We start from the raw sequence: 19,879 nt of genomic DNA, 5'->3' as shown, positions 1-19,879 counted from the left end.
ATACTATGATCAAATTAGATATCCTGGTGCTTGCCGTACACCCCGACGATGCCGAATTAGGCTGCGGTGGTACTATTGCCAAGCATGTTGCCATGGGCCATAAGGTTGGTATTGTAGACCTAACCCGTGGCGAGTTAGGCACCCGCGGCTCGGCCGAGATACGCGATCAGGAAGCCGCCGCCGCTGCGGAAATACTTGGCCTGACCGTGCGCGAGAACTTATCCATACCTGATGGTTTTTTTGAGAATACCCGCGAGTACCAGCTAAAGTTGATCACCGCTATCCGTAAGTTTCAGCCCGATATTATTTTGACCAATGCTTACTATGACAGGCATCCCGATCATGGCCGGTCCAACCAATTGGTAGAGGCAGCTGCTTTCTTATCAGGTTTGCGCAAGGTGGAAACTTTCGGAGATGACGGTCAATTACAGAGCGAATGGCGCCCTAAGCAAGTACTGCATTTTATACAGGATACTTATATCAAGCCGGATATTATCATCGATGTTACTGATTACTGGGATAAAAAGATAGCATCGGTCTTTGCCTACGGATCTCAATTCCACAACCCTGAATGGAACGAGGACGAGCCACAGACCTACATTTCATCCCCGCAATTTACCGCCGTTATTGAAGGCCGAGGGCGCGAGTTCGGTAAAAGTATAGGCACAACCTTTGGCGAAGGCTTTACCAGCAAAAAAATATTGGGTGTAGATAGCTTAACGGACCTGAGATAGTTTTCTCGGATCTGTTAGCTATTCTTTTTAAGATCATGGTTTGGCTACTTTGGTGCGGGCCAGCGCAACATCGATAGTTCCCTTAGTTGCCTTAATGCTTGGCGCGCTGCCGCGGTAACCAAATAAGGTATTATCTGCAAATTCGGAGTGTAGTGTTACAGCGTCATCGCTTATCGATATGATTTTGAACCTTGTGCTGGCATCTATATCTATGATCAAACTGTCGATCCCCTTGGCCGACTTTATTTCATAATGGTACAGCAGCCCATTGTAATTAACTGTATTATCGCCATTAAAACGATAACTTGGTGCTTCATGAAGTTCGCCGGTGGTGGCTGCGTCGCTATATAGCTCAGAAGTTCCTACATAGAGCCTTAGCCTGAACGATCGGTAAAACCAACTGCCGTTGAGGGTTTGTTTGATCACAGTCTCTTTTTTGGCAAAGTCTTCTTTTTTGCAACTAACGTAAAACAGCGAACTTAAGGCCGCTAACAGGAGTAAATTTTTTTTCATGATAAGGTTATCAGTTTGATCTAAATGTATCAAATATTACTGGATAATAAAAAGGTTTTGGCAATTATTCGTAAAGCAAAAGCCGATGGTCCTGTCTTCGCAATAACAGGATCACCGGCTTTTAAAAGTTGGCCTAACGTTAGCTTTTACGCTTTTACATATTCAAAACGGTTGTTAATGTCGTTACGTTCGCGACGCAGCTTGTGCTCGTTAGATAGTTTCAATAAAATGCCCGACAACTCCGAGGTTTTGAAATCCGAATTGTAATTGTTGCGGCAGTGATCGGCAATAGACGATATGGAGCGATGTGTATCAAAAAAATCGGTAGATACCAATAATTGATTTAACACCTTAGTTGCTCCCGGTTTGCGCGCCACCGGCCTGTGTTCGTGTCCGGCGTGTGTTGTATAATGCTGGGTTGGTTGCCTAACGGTCCGGTCGGTAATTTCAGTTTCGGCTCGTTCAGATTCGGTCAACAGGTCTAAAAGGCGTTCAACAACTTTAACCTGTACAGCCTCTGACTGGAACAGGTTGACGACCTCTGACATTTCGACCAACTGTTTCTTTAATTTTTCGGTTAGTTTACTCATGATAGTTTGTGTAGTAGCTTGTGAATTTGATCGCAAAAAGCATAGCAATGATAAACAATACATTTTAAGAATTGAATATCAGCTATTTAGCTAAATTTAATAGAAATAAATAGTTAGTGTTGCGGCAATAATACTATCTTCTGCCGATATAAAAGACTTATCTCAGTTAAATTAACGGTGGTGTAGCGATATTATTACAAAAGTATCAGAGCGTATTTATTATTTTACTTATCACCTCCATGCCAAGATCTATATGTTTTGGTTGCATAGTTAGGGCCGGTCTAAAGCGGATGCCTGATTCGGCGCAGCCTAAAAACATTACGTTATTCTCGAGCCCTTTGGCAATGAATTGATCACGGATGGCTTTATTAGGCAGATCAAAAGCAGATAGCAAACCTTTACCGCGCACATTGCTAATAATGTCATTAGTGTAGGAGAGCGCGGTCAGTTGTTCTTGCAGGTATTCGCCTGTCGTAGCGGCATTGCCGCAAAGGTTGTCCTCTTCAATAATCTCTAATATCTTGGTCGAACGTACCATATCCACTAAACTTCCGCCCCAGGTAGAGTTAATGCGCGAGGGGATCTTGAATACGTTACTATCTACCTCGTCTATCTTTTTACCGGCCAGTATGCCACAAACCTGCATCTTTTTACCAAAAGCGATGATATCCGGGCGGGCATCATCACCAAAATGCTGATGGCACCAAAACTTACCGCTTAGGCCAACGCCTGTTTGTATCTCGTCAAAGATGAGCATCGCATCGTTTTCATCGGCCAGTTGTCGCAATTGTTTCATAAAGCCATGGCGGATGTGGTTGTCACCACCTTCGGATTGTACGGGCTCTATAATAATAGCGCAAATATCATCGGGGTTAGTAAAGAATGCACGTTTGATCTGTTCTATCGCTACAGCTTCCTGGTCAAGTAGTTCTTCACGGTTCTCTTCCGTCTGCGGGAATTTCATTACCGGGGTGTCTATCCGTGGCCAATCAAACTTGGCGAACCATTTAGTTTTTACGGGTAAGGTATTAGTAAGACTAAGCGTATAACCCGTACGCCCGTGAAAGGCGTGGGTAAAATGGATCACCTTAAAACCTTTTTCGGATGTGTGGCCTTTGGCGAAGTTTTTTTGCACCTTCCAATCCATGGCCGCTTTTAGGGCATTCTCAATAGCCAGGCCGCCGCCCGATATAAAAAAGGCATGGGGCAGATAGTCGGGGATGCCTACCCGACTAAAGGTCTCCACAAACTGGGCATACTGTTCGGTGTAGATATCCGAGTTTGAAGGATTGGTCAACGCAGCCAGCATCAGGTTCTTTTTAAAACCTTCGTCGGCCAGCATTTTAGGGTGATTATAGCCTAATGGTACAGATGCAAAGCAGGTAAAAAAATCTAACAGTTTACGTTTATGCTTAGAGTCGTAAATGTAAACGCCTTCGCTTTTTTCCATGTCAAAAGTAAGGTCGTACCCATCGGCAAGCACGTGCTTGGCCAGGGTCTCCTGAACGTTTTCGGGACTTATCTGTAACTTATACATTGGCTTGATTGGTTGAAGTAAATTTACTCAAATACCCCTTAATTAACCAAATAAAGCCGTTTTTGTGTGCTTTGGCAGCGCGATATAGGTTTAAACCGTTTGAAGTTTGTTTTTGTACCGATATGGGAATTGGTCGGTAGATAAAAGTCTACCCAAAAGTAAAAGTGATATAAGGAATTCCCCCTTAATGAGGTTAAAGGGTAAACTTATCTTTCATCCCCAGTAAACCCCAAATACCCCCGCTATGGATAGCCAGGATATTACTACCGGTAGCAAAATGACCTTTACGCGCCAAGTCTAATATGGCATATAACATCTTGCCGGTATAAACGGGTTCTATAAGTATGCCGGTCTCTGCCACAAAGGTTTTAATAAAGCTGATCAGTTCGGGCGTGGTCTTGCCGTAGCCGCCAAAGTGGTAGTTGGTGTGGAGTTGATATTCGGTAGGGGAGAGCAGGTATTTGTCTATTTCATCGCGGATAAAATCTCCGTTCTTAAAAACCGGGATAGCATTAAAAGTAGTGGATAGTTTTGCGGTGTTGATACCGTTGATGATCCCGGCTGCTGTAGTGCCGGTACCGCATGCGCAAAAGATATGATGGTAAGTTTGAGGTAGTTCTGTAACTAATTCGGAGCAACCTTGGGCAGCTTCGGTAGATGCGCCGCCTTCGTCTATAAAGAAAGCATCATCGTCGTTACCAAAGTGTTTTTGAAAGAGGGGCTGCTTGTCGCGATAGCTTTCCCGATCGGCAAAGATCAATTGCATGCCATGCAGTTTGCACAGAAACAGGGTGTCATTACTAACCTCCTCACCACGGACGATCCCTGTGCTTTTAAACCCGAATTTAGCTGCCGCTGCGGCTGTAGCCAGCAGATGGTTAGAGTAAGCACCACCGAACGTAACCAAATGGTTCTTGCCTTCGGTCCGCGCTTTTATCAATACGTATTTCAGCTTGCGCCATTTATTGCCCGATATAATGGGGTGTATCAGGTCATCGCGCTTGATAAAAACCTTCAGCCCCGTTTCATCAAACAGCGGGTGCTGAATTTGATGAACGGGGCTGAAGATCTGTAGTTGGATGTCGGTCATCCTACAAATTTAGAAACCAAAGCCGATACCCACGTTAGCAGATTGATATTCGGCAAAGCTGTACGATCCGTATAAGCGCAGTACAGGTATTTTTATTTGGAAACCAAGGTCGGCACGCAAGCCATCTACACTCACACCTGTTCCGGCGATGCTGATCGGGTCTGTAAATACAGTGTAGCTTGGGCGGCCGGCAACGTTAGCACCGGTCACAAAAGGGAAATTGCCTTTCAAGCCAACATCGGTTTTGCTGGTCAGGTAACCTACAGATGCGAACGGCGTAAAGAACAATAATTTTTTAGAGATGATCAGTTGCGCATTCCAGCCGCTGAAGTGGCCTTCAATGCGTTGGTCGGCGTAGTTTTGGTTACCGCTAACGCCGGCGTTGTTAGCCTCAGGGCGTACTTCTAACGCTTTGTCATATTTTAAACGGGTGTAACCAAGGGCAACAGCAAGATCGAACGGAAGGGTTTTAAACGTACCCGCAATGTTATGCTTTAAGCCAAAGCCTATCATGCCCACTTTGCCGGCGTCGTCGCTAATCTTTGTCTCAGGGAAAAAACGCACGGTCACGTCGGTATGTTTGATCAAACCGACGGTCACCTGTACTTGTGGCGCAGGGATGTATTGCGATACACCACCAGGCAATGTAGTGCTAAATTTTGCCAATGGATTACTTGGGTCGGTATAAGTAATGCCGGTTTGCAGGTTCTCATTGCCACCAAATGTCGCTGCGGTGCTTTGACCAGAATTGGTTGGTTTAATGTTCGCTAAGCCCAAGGAGTTAATGTCGAAAGCTTTATCGGCATCAGCTACGATACTGGCAGTGGCGCTTATCCTGATGTCAAAATGCAGCAGATCTAGGGTTTTGGCCGTGTTGGTCCAGCCGCCATTCAAGCCGTTGCCAAAGCCTTTAAAAAGCGGTTTGGTGTAAGCGTTCAGCAACTTGTTAACGTCACCCGGGCCGCCTTTAAAAAGGTCGCCGAATTCGTCCTGTGCGCTGGCCTTCTGTGCGCAAATTAAAGAGGCCGCAACAAATAATGCAGAGTAGAGTTTTTTCATGAAAGGTTTTTTTAATTGTGTTGTAAAGGTGAACTATTTGCAATAAAAAAACAAGTATTTTTGCACTCGAAATATGAATAATAACAGCCCGCAAGATATTGAAGAACAGGACTTTTACGAACATTTAAGGGTTGTTGTTGACAAAGGACAGTCGCTATTGCGTATAGATAAGTTCCTGATGCACCGCATCGAGAACGCATCGCGCAACCGGATACAGAACGCTATTGATGCCGGCAACGTACTGGTCAATGATAAGCCCATTAAGGCCAGCTACAAAGTTAAACCGTTGGATGTGATATCCATTGTGTTGCCACACCCGCCTCGCGATACCGAAGTTTATCCCGAAAATATCCCCATCAATATTGTTTACGAGGATGACGACGTGCTTATTGTAAATAAGGATGCAGGCATGGTGGTGCATCCGGGTTTTAACAACTACTCGGGTACGCTGGTAAATGCCTTGGTTTACCACTTTCAGCAGTTACCTACCTTGCCGGGTAACGATGGCCGGCCGGGATTGGTGCACCGCATTGATAAGGATACCTCGGGGCTGTTGCTGATCAGCAAGAACGAGCGCTCCATGACCTACCTTGCCCGCCAGTTTTTTGAGCATACCATCCAGCGCAAATATATCGCCTTGGTTTGGGGCGACCTGCCCGAGGACGGCACCGTGACCGGATACATTGGCCGTAGTATTGCCGATCGCCGGGTAATGTCCATTTACGACGACGAGGAGAAAGGTAAATGGTCGGTAACGCATTACAGGGTTTTAGAACGCATGGGCTATGTGACGCTGATCGAATGCCAGTTAGAGACAGGCCGCACCCACCAGATCCGTGCCCACATGAAACATATCGGTCACCCGCTGTTCAGCGATGCGACCTATGGAGGCGATAAGATCCTGAAAGGTACGGTATTTAGCAAATACAAGCAATTTGTAGAGAACTGTTTTGAGCTGATGCCGCGCCAGGCTCTGCATGCCCAAAGCCTCGGTTTTAAGCATCCATCTAAAAAAGAGCAACTGCTTTTTGAAGCACCTTTACCACAGGACTTTGAGTCGGTATTGCTGAAATGGCGCAATTATACTTCGGTCGCCGCACATCAAAATGGTTAAAAAGTTGTTATTGATAGATAGATGAGTACTCCATTCATTAATTTCAACGACGAGATAGTTTTTGCCGATACCAAGCTGCTAAGCACCGATAACCGTGGTTTTAAATACGGCGATGGCCTGTTCGAGAGCATGCGTTTAATGAAAGGCCAGCTTAAATTTGCCGATCTGCATGCCGACCGCCTGCAACGCGGAATGAAAGCGCTTAAAATAGACGGCTATTCGCAAATGGATGCCTGGTTTTTACGTGATCGTACCGAAAGCCTGGCCATCCGCAATAAATTTAAGCACGGCCGGGTACGCCTGACCGTCTACCGTGACTCGACCGGACTATACACTCCCGTTCAAAACAAAATGGGCTTCTGTTTTGAAATGCAGCCCATGGAAGAGCCGCGTTACTTTCTGAATGATAAAGGCCTGATCATGGATGTGTTCCTGGATCTGGGTAAGCCGCTCAATTTCTTGTCGAACGTAAAATCATGCAACTCGCTGGTGTATGTAATGGCCGGCATCCACAAAAGTCAGAACAAGTTGGATGATGTGTTTATCATCAATCAAAATAAATTGCTGTGCGAGGCAAGCAGCTCGAATGTGTTCGTGCTATATAAGAACCACCTTTACACCCCGGCGCTAAGCGAAGGTTGCGTAGAAGGCGTAATGCGGCAGGTAGTGATCAACTTGGCCCTGAGTTTACAAATCCCGGTGACAGAGGCCCAGATCAACCCCGAGATCCTTTACGAGGCTGATGAGGTTTTCCTGACCAACGCTGTTAAAGGCATACAATGGGTGATGGGGTACGGCGTTAAACGCTATTTTAACAAGATAAGCAAGGAGTTGATGGACGAGTTGAATAAACTGTAGCGATCCCAACAACGCTTTCGTAATCCCAATTATGAAAGCAACATTATACACCATCCTGTTTGCGGCCTTAGTAGAAGCCGGATGCAAAAAGGATACTACCGAACAACAACCTGCGGGTACAGTGATGATCACTGGCGTGCTCGAAGTGCAAGGGCCGACCACTTACCAATACGGTACGCACACCATCGGCATAGGTAACCGCACCTTCAGTTTGAGGAGCAGTACTGTTAAGCTTGAAGCTTATAACGACAAGACCGTTACCATTACCGGAAAACGAGTAAATGGTTACCCTGTAGAAGGCGGCCCAGTGTTACTGGAGGTAAGCTCGGTTAGAGCAAGATAGCGGCTTGTTTAAGCCAGTTGTGTAGAGCCTTCGGTAATGGTCTGTAAAATACCGTTCCAAAGTTTAATGCGCATTTGCAGGGCTTCTGTTACGGCGTCGGCAGCTTCCTGCCATTTGGCATCGTCGTCGCCACAAAGTTCGGCGGTCATTTCATAAGCCAGGTGCGAGTGGTGATCGCCGTCCACTTCAATATGGCGCTCCAGGTAATAAATGAACAGGTCTACCTTGCCCGGGAATTTATTGGCGATACCCTTTACCATGCTGATAAAGATCCCAGGTATCAGGTCCTCGCGACCGAAGGTAAACACCGCCGCCTGAACGTGTGGTTTACCACCCGCAATAACATCAAAAGTATGGCGCATAAAAGCGCGTGACGACTCAGGGATGTCAGCGATCATCAAGGCCTCATCAATGTTTTTGCCATCCGCTAATACATTAAAAAGGTTATCGATGCCAGCCGCCGGACTTCCGGCTTGGGTCATCGCCTTTAAATAAAGCTCAAAGTGGCTGGTGCGGTTGCCTTCGATATCGATATCACTTTCCTCGCCGGTCACTATCTCGTTGATCAGGTAGCGGGTGTTGGCATTGCCCACCGGCATCCACGGGGTAGTAGTGCAGGTAAGGTTCTGCTGCAAGGCTTTCAACAATGACATAAAATCCCAAACGGCAAAAATGTGTTGCTCCATAAACAGGTGCAATTCATCAAGCGATGAGATGTTTTGATACAGCGGGTGGCTGATCAGTTGCTGCCTTAATGGTTCAATTGCGGCTTTTAGGGTGTCTATTCTGTTACTCTGCATTGCCTTATATTAAAGTGGGCAAAGATAATGCTGGTAGACTAAAAACTATCGGCTAAGATCCAATATGACTTTAGGTTGATAGGCGGAAAAGGAGTGAGGGGGACTACTCCACTATCGTAATATTATCATCCCCGATCAGGTCCTGCCCTCGAAAACGTCGGAGTAATTGCGCTGTAGCCACCACATCCTTTTGGCAGTAGGTACAGATCCGCTCCAGTTGATCATCTTTCCAATATACATCTCCAACCTGGCTGCCGTCGATATCGTCCTTAGGGGTAGGGATATCAAATATTGCGGTAAGCAAACTAAGCGATGTGTAACTTTTATAATCGCCGAATTTCCAAAGTTCCATGGTATCGATATGGTTGATCTCCCAAGGCTTTTTACCTGCTATCTCTAATTGCTCGGGTAGCTTGATGCCGTGGATGAGCATACGGCGGCAGATATACGGAAAGTCGAACTCTTTACCATTGTGCGCGCATAGCACCAGATTACGGGAGCGGTCTTTCAGCATCAGTGCGAATTTGACCAACAGTTCCCGCTCATCATGCCCGGCAAATGATTTTACCCTGAAGCCGGTAGGGATATCTTTAGTGAACACACCGACCGATATACAAACGATCTTACCGAACTCGGCCCAAATACCCGCCCGCTCATAAAACTCTGCCGAACTTACCTCCTTGCGCTGATGTTGTGTTTTGGCATCCCAAAGTTTTTGCATGTGTTGGGGTAGTTCATCGTGCGTGGCGTATTGCGGCACGGTCTCAATATCAAGTACCATTAGGTTGAGCAGATCCAGTTGTTCGAGCATGTATCAGATATTATTAGCTTTGCCAAAGTACATAATTTAGCGCAACCATGATCTATGAACTACCAACGATGAACTGATCAGAAAAATGCTATTTTTGAACTCACAAAAAAGCGAGTTCCCCCTAATACCGATGAGCATCACCCGCCTCTCCATCATTATCCCTGCGTATAACGAGGGTAATACTATCCATTTGATATTGAACAAGGTGAAAGAGGTAGCCCTCATCAACGGCATCCAAAAAGAGATGATCATTGTTAACGATCATTCTACTGATCATACCGAACAAGCGATAGCCGACTACCGCGCGGCCAACCCCGAACTGGATATCCAATACTTCAAGCACGAAATAAACAAAGGCAAAGGAGCGGCCCTACATACCGGGATCCAACAAGCTACCGGCGAATACCTGATCATTCAAGACGCCGACCTTGAATACGACCCCGCCGAGTACAACGACCTGCTTAAACCGGTAGTAAATGGTTTTGCAGATGTAGTTTACGGATCCCGCTTTATGGGGGCAAATCCGCACCGCATCCTGTTCTTTTGGCATACCATAGGTAATCGATGGCTAACGTTCGCAACAAATATGTTCGCCAACCTTAACCTGACGGATATGGAGACCTGCTACAAGCTCTTTAATACCGAAATGGTGCAAGGACTGAAATTACAGGAAAAGCGTTTTGGTTTTGAACCAGAGGTGACCTTAAAAATAGCCCGTATCCCTAAAATACGCATCTATGAAGTAGGCATATCTTATTACGGGCGAACTTACGAGGAAGGTAAAAAGATCGGCTGGAAAGATGGCTTTAGGGCGATATGGTGTATTTTGAAGTATGGGATGTTGGCGAATTATCGCTAAAATATTAATTATCAGTAAATAAGTATCCCATCTTCATAAACAGAGATATCTGCGTCTCCGTCGTGAACTGGGTACAATTGGATAATCTCGCCTTTACTCAATCTGGCTGTCCAAGTAAACGGCCGGTCGCAAGTGGCAACAAATCTTAGTTTCGTTCCAAAGTTTGCATAAAAAGGGGTCCCCTCGGGTTCTAAGTGAACCTCGAATTTTTCTGCGCATTCCCAGCTATCAAACTCAATGACGTATTCGTTCATGAAACTGTTCACTAATTAACTGATGTCTGGTCACTGAAAATCACTTCCCCACCATCACGCCAACCTTATTCAGTATAGGCAACTTAATAAAATTGGCCTCGATGATGCTCTCGGGCAGGAAGATGAACTTTTTATCAAATATCTCGCGACCGATGTAATAGCTTACCCAATATTCATTGGTCAGTCCAAAGGTTTCTTCGGCAATGGGTTCTATCAGTTTAAAACCTTGACCGTCCACAGCCGGGAACATATGGCGCAGGGTAGAGGTCTTTACCTGCTCACCATCCTTTTCGCCGTATCCTTTAGATGTGATCAGCACGTTCTCTATCGGCTGATCTTTCAGATTGATCAGGTAAACGTACCAGGTCCTAAACTCAGGGCTTTCTTTCTCCAAAGCCACCACAACGGCTACGTCCTCTACAATATTTGCTGGTAGATCTTTTTTCATACTCTGTGATCAGTTGATCGGTTAACCGGTGATCAGTTAGCACCAAACCCAACTGGTCACTGGTTAACTGATCACCTGTCACTAAACTATTTCTTTTTAGGCGCAGCTTTCTTAGCCGGAGCTTTCTTTGCAGGGGCTTTTTTAGCAGCTGGCGCTTTAGCCGCAGCGGCCTTAGGAGCAGCTTTGCCGAAACGTCCTTTTTTAACGTCCTTAGGTGTAGCGTCGGCTAAAGCTTTCACCTCATCAAAGGTCAACTCCAAAGGCTCTTTGCCTTTCGGGATCTTAACGTTCAGCTTTTCAAACTCGATGTATGGTCCCCAACGGCCGTTCAATATTTTAACTTCAGGATTCTCGTCGAAGGTCTTGATCAAACGCTCCGCGTCTTTCACGCGTTTGGCCTCAATGATCTCGATAGCTTGCGGTTCGGTTACGTCCAACGGGTCGATACCTTTAGGCAAAGAATAAAATGCACTATTGTGACGGATGTACGGTCCGAACTTACCAATAGCTACGGTCATATCCTTCTCCTCAAAGAAGCCTATTTTTTTAGGCAGTTTAAAGAGTTCTAAGGCATCTTCGAGCGTGATGGTCTCTATCATCTGTCCCGCACGTAAGCTTGCGTACAGCGGCTTCTCATCGCCCTCCTCGGTCGCGTTATCGCCAACTTGAACAAATGGGCCGTAACGACCTATCCTTACAGATATCTTTTTGCCACTTTCAGGGTGGACGCCCAGATCGCGTTCGCCGGTAGCTCTATCGGCCACCTTAAGGGTATTCTCTACCTCTATATGGAAAGGCTGATAGAATTTGCGGATCATATCCGTCCATTCTTCCAGTCCCTGGGCTATCTTATCAAATTGTTCCTCTACATCTGCTGTAAAGTGGAAATCAACTATGCCGTTAAAATACTGCACCAAAAAGTCGGTCACCACAGCGCCAATATCGGTCGGGAATAATTTATTACGTTCGGCACCGGTATTCTCAGTGCGGGTCTCTTTATTGATATTGCCGCCTTTTAATGTCAGCACACGGAAATCGCGGGTGCGGCCATCGCGGTCCTCTTTAACTACATAGCCACGATTCTGGATGGTACTAATGGTAGGGGCGTAGGTAGATGGTCGGCCTATGCCTAACTCTTCTAACTTCTTTACCAAACTTGCTTCTGCATAACGTGCCGGCGGGCGTGAGTAGCGCTCGGTAGCGGTCATCTCTGACAAAGTCAATACCTGACCGACCGCTAAAGGTGGCAACATTGAGTTATCGTCGTCTTGTTCGTTATCCTCGTCATCACGTGACTCTAAATAAACTTTCAAAAAGCCGTCGAATTTCATTACCTCGCCATTGGCGGTCAATTCTTCCTTACGGGTATATATACCGATCTTAGCCGTGGTCTTCTCAAACTGCGCCTCGCTCATTTGCGACGCAATGGCACGTTTCCAGATCAGTTCGTACAAGCGTTTCTCGGAGTTGTCACCATCAACGGTATGCACATCAAAATAAGTAGGGCGGATGGCCTCGTGAGCCTCCTGCGCGCTTGCCGACTTTGTTTTGTACTTGCGCATGGTGTAATATTGATCACCATAAGCGCTAATGATCTGTGCTTTTGCAGCGTTGATCGCCGTATCCGACAAATTAACCGAGTCGGTACGCATATAGGTGATCTTACCTGCTTCGTATAGCTTTTGGGCGACCTGCATGGTCCTCGATACCGAGAAACCCAACTTGCGGCTTGCCTCTTGTTGTAAAGTAGAGGTAGTGAACGGCGCGGCAGGAGAGCGTTTAGCCGGCTTGGTGTCTAGGCTATTCACTTTATAGGTTGCCGGGACACAATCGGTCAGGAACTTTTCAGCATCATCTTGCTTGCTATAACGCTCGCTTAGTTCTGCTTTAAAAGCCTCACGGCCTTTACCGAAAGTAGCCGCTATACGGAAAGCAGCCTCGGCGTTAAATTTATTGATCTCGCGCTCACGGTCAACGATCAGCCTTACAGCTACCGATTGTACACGGCCTGCCGAGAGCGACGGTTTAACCTTTTTCCATAATACGGGCGACAATTCAAAACCTACTAAGCGATCCAGCACACGGCGGGCCTGTTGGGCGTTAACTAAATTGTAGTCTATTTTACGGGGATTATCTATCGCCTTTAAAATAGCGGGCTTGGTTATTTCGTGGAACACGATGCGTTTGGTAGTGGCATCTTTTAGTCCTAAGGTCTCGAATAAGTGCCAGGAGATCGCTTCACCCTCCCGGTCCTCATCGGATGCGAGCCATACCGTTTCGGCTTCCTTGGCTAACTTCTTTAATTCGCTAACGATCGCCTTTTTATCGGCAGGTACTTCGTACTTCTGCTCAAAATTCGACGCTATATTAATGGCGTCATCGCTCTTCACCAGGTCGCGGATGTGTCCGTAACTCGACTTCACGGTAAAGTCCTTCCCGAGGTAACCCTCTATGGTTTTGGCCTTGGCCGGTGATTCGACAATGAGTAGATTTTTAGCCATTAACTGAGTTTTTTCTGCAAATAAAATAGAAAGATGTGGAATACCAAATTTGTTTGGGATAATGTTCAGGTATTTCTTTCGCTATAAAATACCTATATCGCCCGTGCAACGCCTCTAAAGTTGATGCTTTTAAGTGTTTTGGTTACACTAAGTATTTTGTTTTGAAAAGCAGAGCCAGTGCTGCTATCAATGCTGTTCCTGCTCTTCGCTACAACTCCTCGTCTGTCATCTACACCATCCGACCCACACTCCGGGGTTTTCGCTACGATCAGGTTTAGGGTGAGCGGTAGTTATTGTCTGAACCGCTGATCCGAATGATTTTAATGATTACGCTGATGGTGGTGAACCGATCCCGGTTTTTAACACGTGGCTCCTCTGGAGCCTTAACATGGCGGTATGCCATCGGCTATTAACACGTGATTCCTCTGGAATCGGTTGAACAGGCGATATCAACAAGCCGATCCCAGAGGAATCACGTGTTAATAGCAAAACCGAATAAAGTTGACAGGCTCCAGTGGAGCCACGTGTTGCAGTAGATGCAATGTTTTTTCGAGGAATCGCAATGAAAAACCTAACCTCTAATTCACTAACCTCTAACCAAGGCCTACATCAAAAATCCACCACCCAGCAGATCATTCCCTTCATAGAACACCGCCGATTGACCAGGCGCGATCCCCGACACATTATGGTCGAATTCCACTTTCATGTATTCGCCCATTTGTACAATGCTGCTTTCGGCACCGGCATCTTTGTAACGGATCTTTGTAACGGCCTTCAACGGTAGGTTGATATTTTCGTATTTAATAAGGTTAAGGTTACGCACCCAAGCCTCTTTTTTCTGTAGTTCTTCTTCGGTACCTAAAACCACCGTGTTGGTAGCAGGCTCAATTTTGGTCACGAACATCGGTTTACCCAAGGCTATGCCCAAGCCCTTACGCTGACCAATGGTATAGAACGGATATCCCTGGTGTTTGCCCACTACGGTGCCATCTGTAAGCGTAAAGTTGCCCCCGCCTACCTTGGTGTCCAAGTCCTCTACTTTGTGGCGCAGAAAGCTCCTGTAGTCGTTATCCGGTACAAAGCATATCTCGTAGCTTTCGCTCTTATTAGCCAACTCATGCTGACCCATATCCAAAGCCATTTGCCTGATGGCGGGCTTGCTAAAGCTACCCAATGGGAAACGGGTACGCGCCAGGTTCTCCTGAGATACGCCCCATAGTACGTAAGACTGATCCTTATTCTCGTCCTTACCTTTTGATATCACGTAACGGCCATTGTCTTCCTGCTTACGAATATTAGCGTAGTGACCGGTCGCGATAAATTCGCAATCCAGTTTATCGGCACGTTTGAGTAGGGCCTCCCATTTAATATGCGTATTACACAACACACAAGGGTTAGGCGTGCGGCCGGCCATGTATTCGTCAACAAAATTGTCGATCACGAAACCGCCGAACTCATCGCGGATATCCAGGATATAATGCGGGAAACCGTAAGCCACGGCCAGCGAACGGGCATCGTTAATGCTATCCAGACTGCAGCAGCCTGTCTCTTTAGACGAGCCACCGCTTGATGCATAGTCCCAGGTCTTCATGGTCAAACCAATAACCTCGTACCCTTGCTCATGCAACATCACCGCCGCAACGGAGCTATCCACTCCGCCGCTCATCGCCACTAATATACGTCCGTGCTTACTCATCAGGCTGCAAAGATAAGGATTTAGCGTTTAGTTGATTAGTGATCAGAGATTAGTTGCTTTAGAATGACGGTTGGAAGAGGGTATCGAGTAGTGAGTATCAAGACTTGGAGTGCGGATGTAGAAAGGAGTCAAGGATCAAGACTTAGGGTGGGGAGGGACGAAAACTCTCGTCATCGTAAACCATCACTCGGCAGTAACCGAGTGATGGCGAAGTTTCCAAAATATCTCATCTCTTGACTCTATATTCTTGACTCTATTTCTCCGCCCTGTATTGCCAAAATATACCCTTATCACTCGGCGTCCAAATGGCCGCTTTTTGGCCCGCCGCTTTCAGTGCATTATTGGCCCAGGTGTTGCAGGTGTAGAAAATATTGTAGCGTCTTTTGGTCTCGTAAAAAGCATCGAAATTATTGTAGTTAGCGGTGGTTGGGATGAGCATCACATGCCCCTCATTATCGACCTGAAAACTGTTTTGGATGTAGGCGATGAGGCGGGCATATTGAGCCTTGCTGATCATGATCTTTTTGCAGTCCGGAGACTCCACCAGGTCGCGGTAAAAAGTGGTGTGCATGGCCGATGTACTGAGTCCTGTCGCAGCCTTAAAAGCGACGCTGAATTTCAGTTGAGCCCATGTCGGTGTGTTCAAATAAAAGCCTTTATCTCCCCATCCAAAAGCGAGTAGATCCCCGGTGGTATCACGGCTTTTGGTGTTCTCAAATTTCACCTCTTTAGACCAATCCATTTGCTCGTTTTTGACGGGTACAACAATGTCGGTATGCACACCATTTGTCAAAATATAAATGGCCACATCGTTGGATGTTCCCGGTTCTTTTACCGTGCCGAAGTGGGGTAGGAGGTAGGCCATCAGCAGATACAGAGCAACGGTACCGATGATGCCGGCCAATGCCCAGCCGATGACCTTTAGTGTTTTTTTGAAGTATCTCAATTGCGATTAATTTTAGTGTTAAGGTAGGGAATATCTTTGAGAGTCTAAAAATGGGGCGTCGATGAATTTTACTTATAGTTAATTTGTATTGATATTCAAATGTTTATGTATTTTTTTTAAACTTAAAGTTTAGTATTGTCGAAGTGGAATCTTATGTTATTGTCATCCAAAATGCGACTCATAGTGGTATTTTTGATAATTTCTATTATTGACTTAATTATAGTTAGTTATAAAATATAATTAATGTAATAGTTCATATTTGGTTTTAAATTTTGTTAACCTTTGTAAACCTTTCCTCGGTCTAATTTAGCCAAAATTTCTTACAAAAAAAGCGGTACCGTGTAATGCACCGCTATGAGATCTGGTCGAAATTTAACCGCTGTTTTGAGATATCGCTGACCGGTTAAAATGATGTCGGCCGTCACGAACCGATAAAATTGCCAGTCGATTTTACGCCACAAAAACCGTCTTGATATTTACAAATTCGTGTATCCCAAACATCCCTAACTCGCGGCCATAGCCCGACTGTTTGATGCCACCAAAAGGTAGCCTCGGGTCCGACTTTACCATGGTATTTACAAAGCAACTTCCGGCCTCTAAACGCGTCGCGGCGATGTGCTCTCCCCGAGTTTTATCAGCAGTAAAAATGGCCGCGCCGAGACCAAAAATATTGTCGTTAGCGAGGGTTATTGCATGCTCCTCATCACGTGCAGAAATGATCGCCGCGACCGGTCCGAAGAGCTCCTCGTCGGATGCCGGCATGCCCTTTTTTACACCCGTCAAAACCGTCGGCGGGTACCATGCGCCGGGCTGTTTTGGCACCTCTCCACCCAGCAAAATTTTGGCTCCTTTTTGCACCGATCTTATCACCTGGTCGTGCAGTTCGTCGCGCAGGTCTGCCCGCGCTTGCGGGCCAATATCGGTACCATTTTGGAGTGGGTCTCCCATCACTTTTGCCCGCATTTTTTCTACAAAAAGTCGCGTGAATTCAGTCTCTATTTCTTCCTCCACAATGAACCTTTTTGCGGCTATGCAACTTTGTCCGCCATTGATCAAACGGCTGTTTACACAGGCCTCTGTCGCCTGCTCAAGGTCGGCATCTTTCAGGATGATATAGGCATCGCTACCGCCCAATTCCAGTACTGTTTTCTTGATCAGCTCGCCTGCTTTGGCAGCCACTTTGCTGCCTGCGGCGTTGCTACCCGTGAGGGTGACGGCTTGGATCAGCGGGTCGGCAATGATGGCTTCCACCTCTCCGCTGCCTATAAGTAATGTCTGGAAAACATGGTCGGGGAAGCCTGCCTCTTTAACGATATCTTCTATCGCCAGCGCGCAACCCGGTACGTTAGAGGCATGTTTTAGCACTCCGCAGTTACCGGCTGCCAATGCCGGCGCTAAGAACCTAAACACCTGCCAAAGCGGAAAATTCCATGGCATAACGGCAAGCACCACACCGATCGGTTGAAAGGTTACATAGCTTTTAAAAGCATCTGTAGCAATGATCTGCTCTTTCAGGAAGCTTTCGGCAATGCCAGCATAATAAGTGCATACAGCGGCGCATTTTTCTACCTCGGCAATGCCTTGCTTTAATGGCTTGCCCATTTCGTTAGCCATCAATACGGCAAGGTCTTCCTTGTGGGACAGCAACACGTCGGCCATCTTTTTAAGCAGGCCCGAGCGCTCGTTGAACGCCGTGTTTCGCCATTTAAGCCAGGCCCGGTGCGTTTGCTTTATCTTTTGTCGAACCTGCTTTGGGGTATGGCTTTTGTGTTTAGCTAATGGCTTATTATCAGCGGGGTTAATTGATAAGATGTTCATAATGAGTTTTTGTTCTGAACAGCTGGTTTTCCGATCGGTTGTGCCAAAGATCTAATTATATCTAACATATCATCAAAAAGTGCGTTTGCGCAGCGCACGCGCGATATTTTTATTTCGGTTTTACTCCTTTTCGGCGTTTTAGTGCTGTATGTTTTGTTGTTTTAGTACACTAAGTGTACTTTTTACAAATACATATTGGTAGGCGGAATTGCTCTTTTATTAATAAGATCGCATTTTTTTTCACCCATAGGTACTGTAAATTAACAGGTGCTATAACTATCTGTTAAAAATTTATTAAAAATTTATCAAGCTATTGTTTAAACAAAGTTAGTATTGCTATATTGACAACACAATAACCCACTATTATTAAACTAAATGAAGACTATTGCTAAGTTAACTATCGAGCAGAAAATGCAAGGGATCATTCTTGCGATCATCGGTGTGGTAGCCATTGTGGACTACATCGTGTTTTGATCCTGTTGCAAAAAGAAATTCAAACCAATTGTAAACTATTAAGGCGCCGCTCGGCGCCTTTTTTGTTGTTGGTTATGTTAGATGGGGCTTACAGCGAGCTGTAGTAGTTCAGGCTGTTACAAAGTTCCTCTTCGGTGCAGATATGGTCTATACTGCACTTTCCGATCGCAGTTAACAGCGTGCAGTTAATGTTGTTGCCATTGTTCTTTTTGTCTTTCTGCATTAAAATGAACAGATCTTTGTGGCAGTCGGCTGATATTTTATAGGCCGGGTATAGCGAACGGAAAGTTGATACGATCTCATTCAAGTTCGCTTCACTTAAACCATTCTTCTTCCATGATAACCAAGCTTCGCATATCATGCCTATGGCGATGGCTTCGCCGTGGGTAAGGTGGTTCTTATCGTTGTCTAAAGACCATGTCTCTACCGCATGACCAATGGTATGGCCGAAATTGAGCGCTTTGCGGACACCTTTTTCTTTAGGATCTTCGATCACGATATCGTTCTTGATCTCTACCGAGCGGTGCACCAGGTCGGCTGACGGTTGAGTAAAGTCGGCCTCTTTTAATTTATTCCAATAATCCGCATCAGCGATCAGACCATGTTTAAGCATTTCGGCTACGCCGGATAGTACCTGACGTGCAGGTAAGGTGCTGATAAAGCTATGCTCCATAAACACTGCCTTAGGCTGTGTGAAGGTACCGATGATATTCTTGATACTATCCAGATCGATGCCGGTCTTGCCGCCTACCGATGCGTCAACTTGCGATAGCAGGGTAGTGGGTACGTGCACAAAATCTATCCCGCGTTTGTAGGTAGATGCAGCGAAACCGCCCATATCGGTGATCACACCGCCACCCAGGTTGATCAGCAGACTGTTACGGTCGGCACCGAAATCGATGAGCATTTTCCAGATACCGATGCAGAAATCGATATTCTTGTTCTCCTCGCCGGCGGCAACCTCGATCAGGTCGTAAACGGCATCCTCGCCCAGATGTTTTTGAACGATAGGCAGGCAATGTTCGCCTGTGAACTCATCTATCAGGATAAAGAATTTGGTGTAGTTGCCGGCTTTGATAAAGTTAGCCAGCTCAGCAAGGCTATTGTTAAAATATATCGGATAGCTGATGCTATTGATAGTCTCCATTGGTAATTCTAAAGTATCCATATTAAGTAACGATGATCTTTTGGCCGTCAAATTCAACCACGTCGCGCTGTTTCACTTTTAGGCGTTTGCGGTAGTCTACCGTGCCGTTGTACTTCACCAGGCCTTCGGTAACCACAATTTGTGCTTCGCCGCCGGTGGCTACCAGGTTGGTCGCTTTAAGTAACTGTATCAGGGGAATAAATTCGCCCTCTAATTTAAACTCGATCATATCTGCCGCAAAAATAAACTATTGGATCAATAATGGCTTATGTTCAAAGCATTTTCTA

General features: G+C 46.0%; 19 protein-coding genes. 5 read left to right on the top strand and 14 right to left on the bottom strand.

From position 1 onward, the window contains the following. Positions 1 to 8 precede the first annotated feature (8 nt). Positions 9 to 734 carry a bacillithiol biosynthesis deacetylase BshB1 gene (gene bshB1 / locus IRJ16_RS15220; protein ID WP_194112504.1) on the top strand — a complete coding sequence of 242 codons (726 nt, stop codon included), beginning with the start codon at positions 9 to 11 and terminating at the stop codon, positions 732 to 734. A gap of 33 nt (positions 735 to 767) precedes the next feature. Here bshB1 and IRJ16_RS15215 read toward each other — a convergent pair whose 3' ends face one another. The 5 genes from IRJ16_RS15215 to IRJ16_RS15195 all read right to left on the bottom strand — a co-directional run bounded on the left by IRJ16_RS15215 (position 768) and on the right by IRJ16_RS15195 (position 5,523). Further along, positions 768 to 1,247, bottom strand: a complete 480-nt coding sequence (locus tag IRJ16_RS15215) for a hypothetical protein (protein ID WP_194112453.1) — start codon at positions 1,245 to 1,247, stop codon at positions 768 to 770. Positions 1,248 to 1,393: 146 nt separating this feature from the next. Continuing rightward, on the bottom strand, positions 1,394 to 1,837 hold the full coding sequence (locus IRJ16_RS15210) for a hypothetical protein (RefSeq protein WP_194112452.1): 444 nt from the start codon (positions 1,835 to 1,837) through the stop codon (positions 1,394 to 1,396). A gap of 205 nt (positions 1,838 to 2,042) precedes the next feature. Then, positions 2,043 to 3,374, bottom strand: a complete 1,332-nt coding sequence (gene lat / locus IRJ16_RS15205; protein WP_194112451.1) for an L-lysine 6-transaminase — start codon at positions 3,372 to 3,374, stop codon at positions 2,043 to 2,045. A 193-nt stretch (positions 3,375 to 3,567) separates the two neighbouring features. Continuing rightward, positions 3,568 to 4,464 carry a 1-aminocyclopropane-1-carboxylate deaminase/D-cysteine desulfhydrase gene (locus tag IRJ16_RS15200; RefSeq protein WP_194112450.1) on the bottom strand — a complete coding sequence of 299 codons (897 nt, stop codon included), beginning with the start codon at positions 4,462 to 4,464 and terminating at the stop codon, positions 3,568 to 3,570. A gap of 9 nt (positions 4,465 to 4,473) precedes the next feature. Then, on the bottom strand, positions 4,474 to 5,523 hold the full coding sequence (locus IRJ16_RS15195) for a DUF6588 family protein (RefSeq protein ID WP_194112449.1): 1,050 nt from the start codon (positions 5,521 to 5,523) through the stop codon (positions 4,474 to 4,476). Positions 5,524 to 5,596: 73 nt separating this feature from the next. Between IRJ16_RS15195 and IRJ16_RS15190 the strand changes: the two genes are divergently transcribed. Genes IRJ16_RS15190 through IRJ16_RS15180 form a run of 3 tightly spaced genes read left to right on the top strand, consistent with a single transcriptional unit; the run spans position 5,597 to position 7,838 of the window. Continuing rightward, positions 5,597 to 6,637, top strand: a complete 1,041-nt coding sequence (locus IRJ16_RS15190; protein ID WP_194112448.1) for an RluA family pseudouridine synthase — start codon at positions 5,597 to 5,599, stop codon at positions 6,635 to 6,637. A gap of 21 nt (positions 6,638 to 6,658) precedes the next feature. Then, entirely contained in the window at positions 6,659 to 7,495 is an 837-nt protein-coding gene (locus IRJ16_RS15185) for an aminotransferase class IV (protein ID WP_194112447.1), read from the top strand. Positions 7,496 to 7,526: 31 nt separating this feature from the next. After that, on the top strand, positions 7,527 to 7,838 hold the full coding sequence (locus tag IRJ16_RS15180; RefSeq protein WP_194112446.1) for a hypothetical protein: 312 nt from the start codon (positions 7,527 to 7,529) through the stop codon (positions 7,836 to 7,838). A gap of 8 nt (positions 7,839 to 7,846) precedes the next feature. On the opposite strand, the gene IRJ16_RS15175 is transcribed toward IRJ16_RS15180, so the two are convergent. Both IRJ16_RS15175 and IRJ16_RS15170 read right to left on the bottom strand, forming a co-directional pair. Then, a complete protein-coding gene (locus tag IRJ16_RS15175; RefSeq protein WP_194112445.1) occupies positions 7,847 to 8,638 on the bottom strand; it encodes a DUF3050 domain-containing protein in 792 nt (263 codons plus the stop codon). A 103-nt stretch (positions 8,639 to 8,741) separates the two neighbouring features. Beyond that, positions 8,742 to 9,449: a 3'-5' exonuclease gene (locus tag IRJ16_RS15170; RefSeq protein ID WP_194112444.1), complete on the bottom strand. Its 708-nt coding sequence runs from the start codon at positions 9,447 to 9,449 to the stop codon at positions 8,742 to 8,744. A gap of 130 nt (positions 9,450 to 9,579) precedes the next feature. Here IRJ16_RS15170 and IRJ16_RS15165 point away from each other — a divergent pair, with 130 nt between their 5' ends. After that, on the top strand, positions 9,580 to 10,308 hold the full coding sequence (locus tag IRJ16_RS15165; protein ID WP_194112443.1) for a glycosyltransferase family 2 protein: 729 nt from the start codon (positions 9,580 to 9,582) through the stop codon (positions 10,306 to 10,308). A 294-nt stretch (positions 10,309 to 10,602) separates the two neighbouring features. Here IRJ16_RS15165 and IRJ16_RS15160 read toward each other — a convergent pair whose 3' ends face one another. The 7 genes from IRJ16_RS15160 to IRJ16_RS15130 form a co-directional block, all read right to left on the bottom strand. Then, a complete protein-coding gene (locus tag IRJ16_RS15160) occupies positions 10,603 to 11,010 on the bottom strand; it encodes a hypothetical protein (RefSeq protein ID WP_194112442.1) in 408 nt (135 codons plus the stop codon). A gap of 86 nt (positions 11,011 to 11,096) precedes the next feature. Next, positions 11,097 to 13,511 carry a type I DNA topoisomerase gene (gene topA / locus IRJ16_RS15155; RefSeq protein WP_194112441.1) on the bottom strand — a complete coding sequence of 805 codons (2,415 nt, stop codon included), beginning with the start codon at positions 13,509 to 13,511 and terminating at the stop codon, positions 11,097 to 11,099. A gap of 604 nt (positions 13,512 to 14,115) precedes the next feature. After that, complete coding sequence (mnmA, locus tag IRJ16_RS15150) at positions 14,116 to 15,207, bottom strand: tRNA 2-thiouridine(34) synthase MnmA (protein WP_194112440.1); 1,092 nt, start codon at positions 15,205 to 15,207, stop codon at positions 14,116 to 14,118. Between the two features lie 253 nt (positions 15,208 to 15,460). Beyond that, a complete protein-coding gene (locus IRJ16_RS15145; protein WP_228080188.1) occupies positions 15,461 to 16,153 on the bottom strand; it encodes a TIGR02117 family protein in 693 nt (230 codons plus the stop codon). 450 nt (positions 16,154 to 16,603) lie between these two features. Then, a complete protein-coding gene (locus IRJ16_RS15140; RefSeq protein ID WP_194112439.1) occupies positions 16,604 to 17,971 on the bottom strand; it encodes an NAD-dependent succinate-semialdehyde dehydrogenase in 1,368 nt (455 codons plus the stop codon). Between the two features lie 562 nt (positions 17,972 to 18,533). Beyond that, positions 18,534 to 19,613, bottom strand: coding sequence for a 3-dehydroquinate synthase (aroB, locus tag IRJ16_RS15135; protein ID WP_317174010.1), 1,080 nt, complete (start codon positions 19,611 to 19,613; stop codon positions 18,534 to 18,536). A gap of 1 nt (position 19,614) precedes the next feature. Next, on the bottom strand, positions 19,615 to 19,821 hold the full coding sequence (locus tag IRJ16_RS15130; protein WP_194112438.1) for an RNA-binding S4 domain-containing protein: 207 nt from the start codon (positions 19,819 to 19,821) through the stop codon (positions 19,615 to 19,617). Positions 19,822 to 19,879: the final 58 nt, after the last annotated feature.

The sequence above is a fragment of the Mucilaginibacter myungsuensis genome (assembly GCF_015222005.1).
In the GTDB taxonomy this organism is placed as follows: domain Bacteria; phylum Bacteroidota; class Bacteroidia; order Sphingobacteriales; family Sphingobacteriaceae; genus Mucilaginibacter; species Mucilaginibacter myungsuensis.
This window is presented reverse-complemented; position numbering and strand designations above follow the sequence as displayed.